This is a genomic window from Actinomadura rupiterrae (assembly GCF_024172125.1).
GTDB classification, from domain to species: domain Bacteria; phylum Actinomycetota; class Actinomycetes; order Streptosporangiales; family Streptosporangiaceae; genus Spirillospora; species Spirillospora rupiterrae.
The window spans coordinates 196,844-209,590 of the sequence record NZ_JAMZEA010000014.1 but is presented as its reverse complement, the minus strand read 5'-3'; the positions used below and the strand labels follow the sequence as shown (position 1 = coordinate 209,590).

Sequence of the window (12,747 nt, the reverse complement as noted above, 5' to 3'; positions counted from 1 at the left end):
CATGACCAACGTCACGACCCACCACAACGACAACGCGCGCACCGGCGCGTACACGGTCGAAACCCACCTCACCCCCGCCAACGTCAACTCCAGCACGTTCGGGCAGCTCTACACGCGCAACGTCGAGGGCGACGTCTACACCCAACCGCTCTACATGCACGGCGTGGCGACTCCGTCCGGCACGAAGAACCTGTTCTACGTCGCGACCAGCACCAACATGGTGTACGCCTACAACGCCGACAACCTCGCCACCGATCCCGCCACCCCGCCGGTCTGGTCGCGGCGGCTGCGGCCGTACCGGATCCTGGGCAACGACGAGATGTGCCGCGAGACGGTCGGTTCCGTGGGTGTCACGAGCACGCCGGTCATCGACGAGGGCACCGGCATCATGTACGTGGTCGCCCGCGCCGGGACGACCAAGGGCGCGTCCGACGACGGCGCCAACTACCTGCACGCCATCGACATCGGCACCGGGGCCGACCGGATCAGCCCCGTCCGGATCTCGGCCTCGGTCGCCGCGACCAGCCCGAAGTCCGGGACGCTCACCTTCGACGTCCACGTCCAGCGCAACCGTCCGGCGCTGCTCCTGCAGAACGGTGTCGTCTACCTCGCCTGGGGCACCTTCAGCTGCGACGCCGGCGCCTACCACGGCTGGATCCTCGGCTACCGCGCCGCCGACCTGTCACCGGCCGCGGTGTTCTGCACCACGACCGGAGCCGAGGCGGCCGGCGTCTGGCAGTCCGGTGCCGGGCTTGTCGGCGGTCCCGATGGGCACATCTACTTCGCCACCGGCAACGACCGGATGCTTCCGGGCAGTCCGCCGCCCGGCTCGTCCGGGAACCTGGGCGACTGCATCGTCCGCCTGCAACCCACCAGTTCGTGGCCCGGCCTGTCACTGGCGGGACACTTCACCCCGCGCAACGCCGGGTTCCTGCGGGACGGCTATGGCACGCCCGAGCAGTTCGGCGACACCGACCTCGGCTCCGGCGGGCCGACGCTGCTGCCCAACGGCGTCCTCATCATGGGCGGCAAGCAGAGCCGCATCTACACCCTGGACGCCACGACCATGGCGCTGCGCCAGGACACCACGCCGCCCGACTGGTCGCTGCCCGCCGTCAACCCCGACCATGTCGGCGAGGGCTTCCAGGCCTTCTACAACCAGCACATGGGAACCAGCCCGTACACGCCCCGCGCCCTGGACAACTACGCCAGCAGCGAGGCCTACGGCTGCAACATCCACGGCAACCCCATCTACTGGTCGGGGACGAGCTGCATCTACCACATGGCCGAAAAGGACCACCTCAAAGCCTTCCGGTATGACAGCTCGGCCCGGCAGATCGTCTACAGCGTCGACCCCACAACCAAGGCCACCCAGCCCTACGGAGAGAGCAGCGAGACACCCAACTTCGGCATGCCGGGCGGCGCCTGCTCCATCTCCGCCAACGGCAATTCGAACGGCATCGTCTGGGTGTCCTACCCGCAGAACGACGGCCAGTGGCAGAAGGTCAGCGGCTACCTGGTCGCGTACTCGGCGACGCCGGGCGGCTCGTCCGGAAAGCTGCTCCAAGAACTGTGGCGCGACTCCAGCGGCTACCTGTTCGCCAAGTTCAACCCGCCGACCATCGCCGAAGGCAAGGTCTTCCGCGCCACGTTCGCGCCCAACGACGCGAACAACAACTACATCGGCCCCGCGAGCATCGTCGTCTACGGACTGAGGTGACCACCGTGGAGTACACCCGCCGCACCATCCTGCGCACCTCGGCGATCGGCGGCCTCGGCGTGGCGCTGGGAGGCGCCGCCACGCCGTCCGCCGAGGCCGAGGCGCCTCCCGCCCCCAAGGCGTCGCCCTCGCAGCAGGACGCCATCCACGAGTACTACCTGTCGCAAGGCGGCGCCGCCGGGATTCTGGGCAGCCCGGACGGGCCGGTCCAGTCCGTCCGCAACTCCCGCGGCGTGCCGGGACTCGTGCAGCACTACCGCGGGGTCAGCTACGGCCCCACGGCCACGTGCAGCCACCCGGCGGCCGGGACGCCGACCGTCTCCACGGTCGTGTGGAGCGCCGGGACGGGCGCGCACGCGCTGCGCGGAGCCGTCCGCGAACGCTGGCTCAAGAGCGGCGGCGCCGCCGGCAAGTACGGCTTCCCGACCGCCACCGCCCCGGCCGCCGCAGCCCCCGGCGCCTCCGTCCGCTTCGAACACGGCGAGATCCCCGGAAACTGAACGTCCGGCACTACAGAAACGTCCGGCAGTACAGGAAGGACGACCGAATGGACGACCAGACGATGGTGTGGCAGACCCCGGACTTCGAGGTGGTCAACACCTCCCTCGAAGTCACCGCCTACTACCCGGGGACGCTCTCGGGCCCGGTGTCCGGGCCGAAGTAGCCGTCCGCCGATGCGCGTCCGCATTCTCGGGACGGCGGCGGGCGGCGGCGTGCCGCAGTGGAACTGCGGTTGCGCCGGTTGCGCCGGAGCCCGCCGCCATCCCGGGTGGCGCCGAACCCATGCGTCCATCGCGGTCAGCGGCTCGTCCGCCGGGCCCTGGTACGTGGTCAACGCCACACCGGACCTGACCGACCAGATCGAGGCGTGCCCCGACCTCCAGCCCGAGCCCGGCGGCAGGCGGACGCCTCTCGCCGGAGTGATCCTCACCGACGCCGAACTCGACCACACGCTCGGCCTGTTCCGCCTGCGGGAGGCATCGGCCGTGCGCGTTCTGTCGACGGACGCGGTGTGGCGCGGGTTGTCGAACGGCCTGCGCCTCGCCGAAGTGCTCGCGCCCTACACCGACCTTTCGTGGCAGGACCTTCGCGCGGACGAGAGCGTCCCGCTGGACGGCGGATTGCGCGTCCGGGCCGTCCCGGTATCGGCCAAGCGCCCCCGCTACGCCGCCGACGAGCCCGCGGGGGAGTGGTCGGTGGCGCTGCGCATCGATGGCGAGCGCGGCAGCCTCGTCTACGCGCCCTGCATGGCCGACTGGTCGGCCGAACTCGACAAGGAGCTGGCGGACGCCGACTGCGCCATCCTCGACGGCACCTTCTGGGACGACCAGGAGCCCAGCGCTGCCGGTCTCTCCCGTCCCACCGCCACCCGGATGGGCCACCTGCCGATCAGCGGCCCCGCCGGGACGGCCGAACGGTTCGCGCGCCTGCCCGCCCGGCACCGCCTCTACACGCACCTGAACAACACCAACCCGCTGATCGACCCGGACGCGCCGCAGCACGCGCTGCTCGCCGCCCAGGGCATCGCGGTCGCCGCCGAAGGGATGACCCTCGACCTGTGAGCACCCCGCCACCAAGCACCGCCAGCACGCCGTCATCGAGCCATGTCGGCGCCCCGACTCCGGCCTCCCCGCCTGCGGCCTCCCCGCCTGCGGACGCGCCGATGCCCGCCGCCGAGTTCGAGCAGCGGCTGCGCGCCGCCGGCGCCGAGCGCTACCACCACCGCCACCCGTTCAACGAGCGGATGCACGACGGCCTGCTCAGCCCCGAAGAGCTGCGCGTCTGGATCACCAACCGCTTCTACTACCAGCGCAACATCCCGATCAAGGACGCGCTGGTCCTGGCCAAGCTGGACGACCGGGACCTGCGCCGCGCCTGGATCCACCGCATCCACGACCACGACGGCACCGCCGGCGACGAGGGCGGGATCGAGCGCTGGCTGCGGCTCGGCGAGGCGGCGGGCCTGGAGCGGCGGGCGCTGGAGTCGGGCGAGGGCGTCCTGGCCGGGGTACGGCTGGCCGTGGACGGCTACGTCAACTTCGTCCGGCTGGCCACGCCGCTGGAGGCGGTGGCCTCCTCGCTGACCGAGGTCTTCGCCCCTGACCTGCTCGAACGCCGGACGGCCGCGTTCGAGAAGCACTACGCCTGGATCGAGCCGGACGGGCTGCGCTACTTCCAGGTCCGCCCCCCGCAGGGACGCCGCGACAGCCGCGAGGCGCTCGACCTCGTCCGCGCCTGGGCCACCACCCGCGCCGACCAGGACAGGGTGCTGGCCGCGCTGGACTTCAAGTTCGACGTCCTGTGGTCGCTCCTGGACGCGATCGAGCACGCCTGCGGCCGGAAATGACCACCCACGAGCGCGCCCCCGCGCAGACCCGGGCAGGCCGCGGACATGCGGGCGAGCCCGTCGGCAGGCGCACATGAACGCGGACGAGCGCGCCCCCGCGCAAGATCAGGCGGGGCGCGGCGCGGAGCCGGTTGATCACGCCGGGCGGGCGGACGCGTGGCGGCCGCGGCTGCGGCGCGGGATCATGCTGCGCTGGGACGCGGTACGCGAATCGGACATCCTGCTGATGCCGGAGCGCGTCGTGATGCTCAACCCGCAGGCCGGGCAGATCCTTCGGCTGTGCGACGGCGAGCGGACCGCCGCCGAGATCGCCGGAGTCCTGGCCGAGCGGTTCCCGGGGGCGCCGGTCGGCACGGAGGTCCCGGCGTTCCTGGAGCGGGTCCGCGACCAGGGCTGGCTCGGGTGATCCGGCCGCCGTGGGCGCTGCTGGCCGAGCTCACGCACGCCTGCCCGCTGCACTGCCCGTACTGCTCCAACCCCCTCCGGCTCGTCCGGAAACCCGCCGAGCTCGGCACCGCCGACTGGACGCGCGTCCTGGACGAGGCGGGCGAGCTGGGCGTCGTCCAGGCGCACCTGTCCGGCGGCGAGCCGCTGCTGCGGCCCGACCTCGCCGAGATCGTCGCCGCCGCCGACGGCAGTGGGATCTACACCCAGCTGGTCACGAGCGGCGTCGGCCTCACCGCCGCCCGGCTGGACGAGCTGGCCACCGCCGGGCTGCGCAGCGTCCAGCTGTCGGTGCAGGACGCCACCGCCGCCAGCTCCGACCGCATCGCCGGGCGTGTCGCCTTCGACGGCAAGCGCCGCGCCGCCGAGACCGTCCGCGCGTCCGGGCTGCCGTTCGGCCTCAACGTCGTCCTGCACCGGCTCAACCTGGACCGCCTCGACGAGATCATCCGGCTCGCGGTGGACTGGGGCGCGGACCGCGTCGAGCTGGCCAACACCCAGTTCCACGGCTGGGCCCTGCGCAACCTGGGCGCGCTGATGCCGACCCGGGACCAGCTCGACGCGGCGCGCGCGACCGTCCTGGCCTGGCAGGAGCGGCTCGGCGGCGGCGCGCCGGAGCTGATCTGGGTGCTGCCCGACTGGGCCGACGGCGTGGCGAAGCCCTGCATGGGCGGCTGGGGGAGCACCTCGATCACCGTCGCGCCGGACGGCACGGCGCTGCCCTGCCCGTCCGCGTCCGTCATCGACGGCCTGGACGCGCCGAACGTCCGCGACCACCCGCTGCGCCGGATCTGGGAGGAGTCGGCGGCCTTCGCCCGCTACCGCGGAACGGACTGGATGCCCGAGCCCTGCCGGAGCTGCCCGGCCAAGGAGGCCGACTTCGGCGGCTGCCGCTGCCAGGCCTTCGCCCTCACCGGCGACGCCGCCCGCACCGACCCGGCCTGCCGCCTCTCCCCGGACCACCACCTCGTCCAGGCCGAGCGGCCCGCGGGCCCGCTCGTCTACCGGAAGCCCTAACCAGGCGGCGCCGCGCTCACCCCGGGCGCTTTGCGGCACCCTGGCCCAGAACCGCCGCGACCGCCGCGACCGCCGGAAGCGCCGGAAGCGCCGGAAGCGTCAAGACTGCGAGAGGGCCCGGAAACGCCGAAAGCGACCAGCGCTGGGCGCTGGTCGCTCACTGCAGGCCCGTCAGGGCCTGCGGGCATGCTCTGCGGGAGGCCCCGAGGGACCGCCCGCAGCCGCCGCGTGGGTCAGGAGGCGACGGTGATGTTCTCCGCCTGCGGGCCCTTCTGGCCCTGCGTGATGTCGAACTCCACCTTCTGGCCCTCCAGGAGCTCACGGAAGCCCTGGGCGGCGATGTTGGAGTAGTGGGCGAAGACGTCGGGGCCGCCGCCGTCCTGCTCGATGAAGCCGAAGCCCTTTTCGGAGTTGAACCACTTCACGGTACCGGTGGCCATACTGATCTCCTTCTCGTCGATCCCGACCCCACACCGTGTGGGGCCGAGGACGCCGCGATGGCCCATCCGGAAGATCCAGAACAACAAAAAATGCGCCCGAGGTCAGATCCGACAGGCGCATGAAACATGTCTATGGGAACCGCAACTCTGCAGAGAGTAGCACATGGAGCCGGATCCGGTCCGACCCGGCTGTGATTTGGGCGCCAGGTCGGGGCGACCGGCCCCGGCACCACCGGATCGGGCGCATACTACAGACATGAAATCCTCTGGACCTGCCGGGCGGCGGCGCCTGCCGACCAGCCCTTTCCCGCCCCCGCCCGCTCCTCCGCCCGTCCAGGAGTTCGCCCTCGACGACCGGGTCACCCACGACAAATACGGCCTCGGGCAGGTCGTGGCCGTCGAGCCCGGATCGGCCGTGGTGGTCGATTTCGGGACGCAGAAGGTAAAGATTCTCGCTCCGTACGCGAAGCTCTTCAAGCTCTGAAACCGGCGTTGAACGCGCACTGAACATCGGCCGAATCCTCGGCCCGAGCCCGTCCCGGAAAGCAGCCGTACCGCCCGGTCCGCGAGGGTGAGCCGCGCGCCCGTCCGAACGGTGGCGACCCCGCCCGCCGTCGTTCGCCGAGCGCGGCCCGCGGGCGCCCGCCGGGCCCGCCGCCTTGCCGGTCAGCTCTTCAGAGCCCCGGTGAGGACGACGCGGTTGCCGTCGGGGTCGACCAGCGGCGTGATCCGCGCCGCCGTGGCGTCCTGCGGCGGGGCGTGCGCGATGCCGGCGCGGTCCAGCTCGGCGAGGCGTCCGTCCAGGTCCGACTCGTCCAGCACCATCGTGCAGTACCCGGCCCGGCCGGGCTCGACCCATACCTGCACGCCGAAGCCCTCGCCGAGGTGCCACTCGGCCAGCCCCTCCATCGGGCGCGCGTCCGGGCCCCGGCCGAACAGCCTGGTGTACCACGCGGCCGCCGACTCCAGATCGGTCACGGTCATCTGGGCGAGTATCCGCTTGATCGCCATCCGGTGGCCCTCCGTCTCAGCCGCCGCGGGCGTCCGCCCGCGCATATCAGGAATGACCTTCCCCATCGGCGAACCCATCGGCGCTTTACCGGATGAACCTTGCAATCCCCTGAACCGCCCTTGGCCATCCACCGCGCCCCGCCCCCCGGAACCGCCCTGAACACCAGCCCACAAGGCCCACCCAACTCGCGGCTCCCTTATCCGCCAACGAACCGAGCATCACCCGCACGATTTCGCCGCCCCCATAGGCAAGAGCCCGGAACCGCGATATATATCGCACAACGCGAAGAATCAGCGGCCGCGATGGCCGCCGAACCCACTCCCGCCCCTGAGATCAAGCACGGGCATTTCGGACGCCAAGCCATTCGGCATTCCGCGCCGCCGCAGCCCAATTCACCGCCGCAAAGCCCGACCACACCGGCCTTCGTCAACTCCCCAGGGCCATCCCCCGACGGCCGTCGCGGCCACAGCCAGCCGGACGCCGATCGCCCGCCCCGCCCTCCCGGAGCCCGCGCGTCGCTGAGACCGCCCGCCGCCCGGTCTGGCGCCACATGTCCGGATGTTGATCAACATGTGACGTGAATCACCATCCCTGACCTTATGAGTTGCTGACAGTTTCCTCCAAGCCGGGGCATGTCCTTCGTTAGCGTCGCCCGCGTGATATCGCCACCACTGGCGAGCCCCCGGCCGTCCCGGACGAGGGACGATCCGGTCGCCATTTCGATCATCACCCGACCGCATCGCCTGTGGATCGCGCTTCTCGCGGCCGTTCTGTGGGTGATCTACTGCACGCTGGCGTTAGTGCGCCACGCACGCTTGGCCACGAGCGCATACGACTTAGGGATCTTCACGCAGGCCGTCCGAGGCTATTCCGAGCACGGCGTCCCTGTCGCTGAGATGAAGGGCCCCGCCTTCAACCTCCTCGGTGATCACCGTCCCTCTCTTCGCCGCTGGAATGGTCGCGCTGGTCGAGAAGCGCTGGTTTGCTGCGGCGGCCCGGGTGTTGCCCCCTCTTCTGGTGAAAGAGGACATGGGGCTGACCGTGGCCGCATACGGCCTCGACATGATCGTCCAGCGCCGCCACCGGCTCGGGACGGCCCTGTCACGGCGGGTCTCGGGGCCGTCGCTGGCGGTCAGGCTCCTTCCGCCGAACTCGCTGTACTGGGCCACGCACGGCACGCACTACAACGCCGTCCTCATGCCGGTCATCTTCGTCGCCCTCATCGCGGCGGCCTCCGACATGATCAGCAGCCCCCGCGTGCCGGTTCGGCTCTACGGCACCGCCGCGCCCTGGGCGTCCCTACTCATCGCCGTCGTCCTCCTGCCGAGCTTCGCGTTCGGGGCGCTTCTGCAGCCGTCCTTCTATCGGACGCCTGCGCACGTGATCGCGGCCAAGCGCGTGCTTGCCCTGATCCCTGATGGGGCGTCGGTTGCGTCCAGTAGCGGGTTGGCGCCGCATCTTGTCGATCGCGCCGATGTGGTCGTCTTCCCCAGCGCGAGCACCCGGCCGGTGCGCTGGGTCGTTGTTGACATGAAGCAGCGCGCCAACGTGCCGAGGAGCATCGCCGTTCAGGATGCTGCGCTCGGGCGGCTGGCCACCCTCGGGTACGCGCGGGTAGCGGAGGACGACGGCGTCATGCTTTTCAGGCGTTGAGCGGGGTTTCGAGGCGCTGGAGTTCTGCCGGGCTCAGCGAGATCCGGACGGCCTCGGCCGAGTTCTGGATGGACTCCGGACGGCTGGCGCCCGGCACCGGGATCATCCTCGGGGAGCGGGCCAGCAGCCAGGCCAGCGCGATCTGCTGCGGGCTCACGCCGTGCTCGCGCGCGATGCCGTGGAACGCCGTCCCGGCCGAGGACGACTCGGACGGGCCGTCCAGCGAGCTGCGGGTGATGCCGCCGAGCGGGCTCCAGGGCAGGAACGCCAGGCCCAGTTCGGTGCTCAGCCGCAGTTCGGGCTCGCTGTCGCGGACGGCGGGGGAGTAGCGGTTCTGCACCGAGACCAGGCCGTCCCCGAGGATCGCGTGCGCCTCGCGGATCTGCGCGGTGGTCGCGTTGGAGATCCCGGCGGCGCGGATCGTCCCGGCGTCGAGCAGGTCGCGCAGCGCGCCGACCGACTCGGCCCAGGGGACGTCCGGGTCCGGCTTGTGCAGCTGGTACAGGCCGATGGCGTCCACGCCCAGGCGCTTGGCGGACGCCTCGGCGGCGCGCTTGAGGTGGTCGGGGCTTCCGGTGACGGTCCAGCTTCCGTCGCCCGGACGTCCGCGACCGCCCTTGGTGGCGACCAGGACGTCCGAAACGTCACCCGCGTAGCTCGCCAGCGCGCGGGCGATGAGCAGCTCGTTGTGGCCCTCCTCCCCGGCGTGCCAGTGGTAGCTGTCGGCGGTGTCGATCAGCGTGACGCCGGCGTCGAGGGCGGCGTGGACGGTGGCGATGGCGCGCCGCTCGTCCGGGCGGTTCTCGATCGACAGCGGCATCGCGCCGAGGCCGATGGCGCTGACGCGGGTGGATCCGATGCTGCGGAGGTTCATGGCGTCCCTCGAAGGGTCTCGGTGATGGCCGCGGGCAGCCAGTCGGTGGTCCGGGAGAACGTGAAGCCAAGGCTCTTGGCGCGGGCGTTGCTCATGGCGTAGTGGCGGTCGAAGGAGAACGGTGACGCGTCCTGGCCGACCGGTACCGTCCGGTACGCGGGCTGCCGTCCGACCTGGGCCGCGATGATGCCGGTCAGGGCGCGGACGTCGAGCGGGCCGTCGGAGCAGGCGTTGAGCGGACCGGTGAAGTCGGTCGCGGTGGCCGCCCACAGCAGCAGGTCCGCCAGCTCCTCGTGATGGATGAAGACCGTGGGCAGCGCCTCGGCATGGACGGCGATCTCCTCGCCCCGGACGACGCGCTCGACATAGTGCGCGAGGCGGCCCGTGAACTCCTGCGCGCCGCCGCCCAGCACGTGGGCGCAGCGGACGGACGCGAACGCGAACCCGCCCGCCCGGCTCAGGACGGCTTCGGCCTGCCGCTTGCCCTCCGCGTAGTGCGCTTCCAGGTACGCCGCGTCCTGCCAGGGCAGGTCCGCCGACACGAGCCACGCGGCCGGGTCCACGGTCACCTCCGGCACGGGCGTCCCCGCCGGGACGGCCGGGAGCGCGGCGGTCGCCGGGTCGTACACCTCGATCGTGGACGTCATGACGTACCGCCGGGTGCGTCCGGCGAAGGCGCGGGCGGCGATGGCGGCCTGCACGGGCGTGTAGCAGACCTGGTCGACGACCGCGTCGAAGGTCCGGGTCCTGACCGTGGCGGCCAGGGCGTCCTCGTCGTCGCGGTCCACGACGAGGTGCTCCACCCCGGCGGGCGGACGGGCCGAACCGCGGTTGATCACGGTGACGCGGTGGCCCGCCGCCTGGAGGCGGTGCACGAGGAGCTTGCCGAAGTACCGGCTTCCGCCGATGACGCAGATCTTTTGCACGCCCCCATCCTCGGGATCTAAGGTCACCAGCAGAAGTACCGACCTGCTGGACGGGTATTAAGGAGAACTGTTGATCGACGTGCAGCGGCTCCGCGTGCTGCGGGCGGTCGCGGAACGCGGCAGCTTCAACCGCGCGGCCGCCGACCTGCGGCTCACCCCCTCGGCGGTCTCCCAGCACGTGGCCGCGCTGGAACGCAGCCTCGGCGCCCCGGTCTTCACCCGCAGCACGCGCGGTGTCGTCCTCACCCGGGCCGGGCAGATCATGGTCGGCGCCGCCGAGTCGGTCGCCGCGGAGATCGAGCACGCGCGGCGGCAGGTGGACCGGCTCGGCACCGGGCGCACCCAGCTCACCGTCGCCACCTTCACCAGCGGCGGCCGGCTGCTGCTCCCGGGCGCGCTCGAACGCGTCGCCCGGGCCCACCCCGACACCGTCCTGCACGTCCGGGAGGACGAGCCGGAGGACAGCCTGCCGCTCGTCCGCCAGGGCGCGGTCGATCTCGCCCTCGCCTACTCCTTCGACGGCCCGCTCCCCGGACGGCACGGGCAGACCCACCTGCAATGGACCGCCCTCATGGACGACCCGCTGCACGTCGTCCTGCCCGAAAGCCACCCCCTCGCCGGACGCGACGTGCTCGACCTCGCCGAGCTGGCCGCCGAGTCGTGGGTCTTCGGCTGCCACAAGACCGAGGTCTACCTGCGCCGCTATGCCGAGCGCGCCGGTTTCACCCCGGAGTCGCGCGGCACGACCAGCGACTACTTCTTCGCCCGGTCGCTCGTCGCCGCGGGCATGGGCATCACCCTGACCCCGTCCATCGCGCTCGCCGAGGACGTCCCGGGGTTGCGGACCGTCCGGATCAGGCCACCCGTCCCGACCCGGCATATCGGCGTCGCCGTGCTCGCCCGCAGGAACGACGACCCGCAGGTCAGCACGCTCATCGACGCCCTGCGCGACCAGGCGGCGGCCCAGGGCGCATAGCGACAGGGGACCGACCGCCGTCCTTGGGGGGTATGGCATTCTTCGTCCGTGATCAGACCCCTCGGCGTCCTCGCCGCCGTGCTCGTCGCCGCGGGCTGCGCCGCCGCGGGCTGCGCGTCCAGCCCGGACGAGGCCCTCCCGCAGGCGACCGTCCCGGCGTCCTCGCCCGATCAGCCGAGCCCCTCGACGACCGCCGCGCCGGCGCACCACGCGCCGTCCGGGAGCGGAGGCGCCTCACCGGGCCTGGTCAACGACAACGGCACGCTGGAGTCGCCGCTCAGCGACTTCCAGGCCGAGGTCACCGGCACCTCGTGGGCGTCGTCGCTGACCGACTCCCTGCACGGGACGACCAAGCCCGACGGCCGCTACCTCCTGGTACGCGTCCTGATGCGCAACATCTCCCAGCGCCCGGTCTACCCTCCGGCGCACCTGTCGCTGTTCACGGCCGACGGCACCGAGTACGTGCCTCAATGGGACCAGACGTTCGGCCAGACGGTCCTGGTCGGGCACGGCAAGGTCAACGACCTCAGTCCGGGCGCGCGGACGACCGTCGTCCTCGTCTACGACGTCCCCGCAGGCACCAAGCCCAGGTCCGTCGCCGACCTCAAGATCTGACGCGACGGCCTACCGCAGCTGCGCGGTGAACAGCGCCTCCACGGCGTCCAGCATGAGCGTCCTGGCGCGCTCCCTGCCCCCGGCGATCCTGCCCGCCATCGCCAGCGAGACCGATCCGTGCAGCAGCGCCCACAGCGTGTCCGCCGCCGCCACCGGATCGGCCAGTTCCGCGCCCCGGGCTTCCGCGATGCCCTCCAGCGCGGTGCGGAACGTCCGGAAGGTGTCCTTGGCCTCCTGCGGCGTGTCGGCGGTTCCGAACGGGACGCCGTCCATGCCGTTCATCGCCTGGTAGAGCTCGGGTGAGGCGAACGCGAACGTCCAGTACGCCTCGGCCATCGCGGTCAGCCGTCCGTCCGCGGGCCCGTCCGACGCCGTGCGCAACCGCCCGGCCAGCTCGGCGAAACCGACCGCCATCAGCTCGGTGAGCAGCGCTTCCTTGCTGGAGAAGTGCTGGTAGAGGATCGGCGGCGCGTATTCGAGCCGGGTCGCGATGCCGCGGATCGTGACCGCGTTCCAGCCGTCCTCGGCCGCGATCTCCCGCGCCGCCTCCAGGAGCCGGGCGCGCATCTGCCGCCGCTCCCGCTCGCGCCGCTGCGCACTGGCGCTCGGCGCGTCCGCCGCCTTCGGAGCCGCCGCCTTCGGAGCCGCCGCCTTCGGAGCCGCCGCCTTTGAAGCCGCCGCCGTCCGGGGAGTCTTCGTCACGAACTGCCTTCCGCCGCGTCC

The 12,747-nt window shown here is 71.9% G+C and carries 16 protein-coding genes; 11 read left to right on the top strand and 5 right to left on the bottom strand.

The window, feature by feature from the left end; genetic code table 11:
* The first annotated feature begins 1 nt into the window (after window position 1).
* The 7 genes from FHU30_RS39135 to pqqE all read left to right on the top strand — a co-directional run bounded on the left by FHU30_RS39135 (window position 2) and on the right by pqqE (window position 5,528).
* A complete protein-coding gene (locus tag FHU30_RS39135; protein WP_253882708.1) occupies window positions 2–1,720 on the top strand; it encodes a hypothetical protein in 1,719 nt (572 codons plus the stop codon).
* Window positions 1,717–2,220 carry a hypothetical protein gene (locus tag FHU30_RS47450; protein ID WP_253882706.1) on the top strand — a complete coding sequence of 168 codons (504 nt, stop codon included), beginning with the start codon at window positions 1,717–1,719 and terminating at the stop codon, window positions 2,218–2,220. The genes FHU30_RS39135 and FHU30_RS47450 overlap by 4 nt, the downstream gene beginning before the upstream one ends.
* A 47-nt stretch (window positions 2,221–2,267) precedes the next feature.
* Window positions 2,268–2,384, top strand: coding sequence for a pyrroloquinoline quinone precursor peptide PqqA (gene pqqA / locus FHU30_RS39125; protein WP_253882704.1), 117 nt, complete (start codon window positions 2,268–2,270; stop codon window positions 2,382–2,384).
* A gap of 10 nt (window positions 2,385–2,394) precedes the next feature.
* Window positions 2,395–3,282: a pyrroloquinoline quinone biosynthesis protein PqqB gene (gene pqqB / locus FHU30_RS39120; RefSeq protein WP_253882702.1), complete on the top strand. Its 888-nt coding sequence runs from the start codon at window positions 2,395–2,397 to the stop codon at window positions 3,280–3,282.
* Window positions 3,283–3,383: 101 nt separating this feature from the next.
* Window positions 3,384–4,067, top strand: a complete 684-nt coding sequence (pqqC, locus tag FHU30_RS39115) for a pyrroloquinoline-quinone synthase PqqC (protein WP_253882700.1) — start codon at window positions 3,384–3,386, stop codon at window positions 4,065–4,067.
* A 73-nt stretch (window positions 4,068–4,140) separates the two neighbouring features.
* The gene (gene pqqD, locus FHU30_RS39110) at window positions 4,141–4,473 is read left to right on the top strand and encodes a pyrroloquinoline quinone biosynthesis peptide chaperone PqqD (protein ID WP_253882698.1); all 333 of its coding nucleotides are present in this window, start codon (window positions 4,141–4,143) and stop codon (window positions 4,471–4,473) included.
* Window positions 4,470–5,528, top strand: a complete 1,059-nt coding sequence (gene pqqE, locus FHU30_RS39105) for a pyrroloquinoline quinone biosynthesis protein PqqE (RefSeq protein ID WP_253882697.1) — start codon at window positions 4,470–4,472, stop codon at window positions 5,526–5,528. The genes pqqD and pqqE overlap by 4 nt, the downstream gene beginning before the upstream one ends.
* A gap of 233 nt (window positions 5,529–5,761) precedes the next feature.
* Here pqqE and FHU30_RS39100 read toward each other — a convergent pair whose 3' ends face one another.
* Complete coding sequence (locus FHU30_RS39100; protein ID WP_253882696.1) at window positions 5,762–5,968, bottom strand: cold-shock protein; 207 nt, start codon at window positions 5,966–5,968, stop codon at window positions 5,762–5,764.
* A gap of 256 nt (window positions 5,969–6,224) precedes the next feature.
* Here FHU30_RS39100 and FHU30_RS39095 point away from each other — a divergent pair, with 256 nt between their 5' ends.
* Window positions 6,225–6,452, top strand: coding sequence for a hypothetical protein (locus FHU30_RS39095; RefSeq protein ID WP_253882694.1), 228 nt, complete (start codon window positions 6,225–6,227; stop codon window positions 6,450–6,452).
* Window positions 6,453–6,634: 182 nt separating this feature from the next.
* On the opposite strand, the gene FHU30_RS39090 is transcribed toward FHU30_RS39095, so the two are convergent.
* Window positions 6,635–6,952 carry a VOC family protein gene (locus FHU30_RS39090; RefSeq protein ID WP_253882693.1) on the bottom strand — a complete coding sequence of 106 codons (318 nt, stop codon included), beginning with the start codon at window positions 6,950–6,952 and terminating at the stop codon, window positions 6,635–6,637.
* A 952-nt stretch (window positions 6,953–7,904) separates the two neighbouring features.
* Here FHU30_RS39090 and FHU30_RS39085 point away from each other — a divergent pair.
* Window positions 7,905–8,633 (top strand): DUF2079 domain-containing protein, encoded by a 729-nt coding sequence (locus tag FHU30_RS39085; RefSeq protein WP_253882692.1) that lies wholly within the window; start codon window positions 7,905–7,907, stop codon window positions 8,631–8,633.
* Here the strand turns inward: FHU30_RS39085 and FHU30_RS39080 are convergent.
* Together FHU30_RS39080 and FHU30_RS39075 are read right to left on the bottom strand one after the other, a co-directional pair.
* The gene (locus FHU30_RS39080; RefSeq protein ID WP_253882690.1) at window positions 8,623–9,507 is read right to left on the bottom strand and encodes an aldo/keto reductase; all 885 of its coding nucleotides are present in this window, start codon (window positions 9,505–9,507) and stop codon (window positions 8,623–8,625) included. The two genes, FHU30_RS39085 and FHU30_RS39080, sit on opposite strands and share 11 nt — an antisense overlap.
* Window positions 9,504–10,433, bottom strand: coding sequence for an NAD-dependent epimerase/dehydratase family protein (locus tag FHU30_RS39075; RefSeq protein WP_253882688.1), 930 nt, complete (start codon window positions 10,431–10,433; stop codon window positions 9,504–9,506). Before FHU30_RS39075 ends, FHU30_RS39080 begins: the two co-directional genes overlap by 4 nt.
* Before the next feature lie 79 nt (window positions 10,434–10,512).
* Here FHU30_RS39075 and FHU30_RS39070 point away from each other — a divergent pair, with 79 nt between their 5' ends.
* The gene (locus tag FHU30_RS39070; protein WP_253882825.1) at window positions 10,513–11,409 is read left to right on the top strand and encodes a LysR family transcriptional regulator; all 897 of its coding nucleotides are present in this window, start codon (window positions 10,513–10,515) and stop codon (window positions 11,407–11,409) included.
* A gap of 48 nt (window positions 11,410–11,457) precedes the next feature.
* A complete protein-coding gene (locus FHU30_RS47445; RefSeq protein WP_253882686.1) occupies window positions 11,458–12,024 on the top strand; it encodes a DUF4352 domain-containing protein in 567 nt (188 codons plus the stop codon).
* A 9-nt stretch (window positions 12,025–12,033) separates the two neighbouring features.
* Here the strand turns inward: FHU30_RS47445 and FHU30_RS39060 are convergent, their stop codons facing one another.
* Complete coding sequence (locus FHU30_RS39060; RefSeq protein WP_253882684.1) at window positions 12,034–12,726, bottom strand: TetR/AcrR family transcriptional regulator; 693 nt, start codon at window positions 12,724–12,726, stop codon at window positions 12,034–12,036.
* Between the last annotated feature and the right edge of the window lie 21 nt (window positions 12,727–12,747).

Bases quoted from the DNA above. Each gene is read 5' to 3' on its own strand.
- FHU30_RS39135 (WP_253882708.1), top strand. From the start codon at position 2: ATGACCAACGTCACGACCCACCACAACGACAACGCGCGCACCGGCGCG.
- pqqA (WP_253882704.1), top strand. From the start codon at position 2,268: ATGGACGACCAGACGATGGTGTGGCAGACCCCGGACTTCGAGGTGGTC.
- pqqB (WP_253882702.1), top strand. From the start codon at position 2,395: ATGCGCGTCCGCATTCTCGGGACGGCGGCGGGCGGCGGCGTGCCGCAG.
- pqqC (WP_253882700.1), top strand. From the start codon at position 3,384: ATGCCCGCCGCCGAGTTCGAGCAGCGGCTGCGCGCCGCCGGCGCCGAG.
- pqqD (WP_253882698.1), top strand. From the start codon at position 4,141: ATGAACGCGGACGAGCGCGCCCCCGCGCAAGATCAGGCGGGGCGCGGC.
- FHU30_RS39100 (WP_253882696.1), bottom strand. From the start codon at position 5,968: ATGGCCACCGGTACCGTGAAGTGGTTCAACTCCGAAAAGGGCTTCGGC.
- FHU30_RS39095 (WP_253882694.1), top strand. From the start codon at position 6,225: ATGAAATCCTCTGGACCTGCCGGGCGGCGGCGCCTGCCGACCAGCCCT.
- FHU30_RS39090 (WP_253882693.1), bottom strand. From the start codon at position 6,952: ATGACCGTGACCGATCTGGAGTCGGCGGCCGCGTGGTACACCAGGCTG.
- FHU30_RS39080 (WP_253882690.1), bottom strand. From the start codon at position 9,507: ATGAACCTCCGCAGCATCGGATCCACCCGCGTCAGCGCCATCGGCCTC.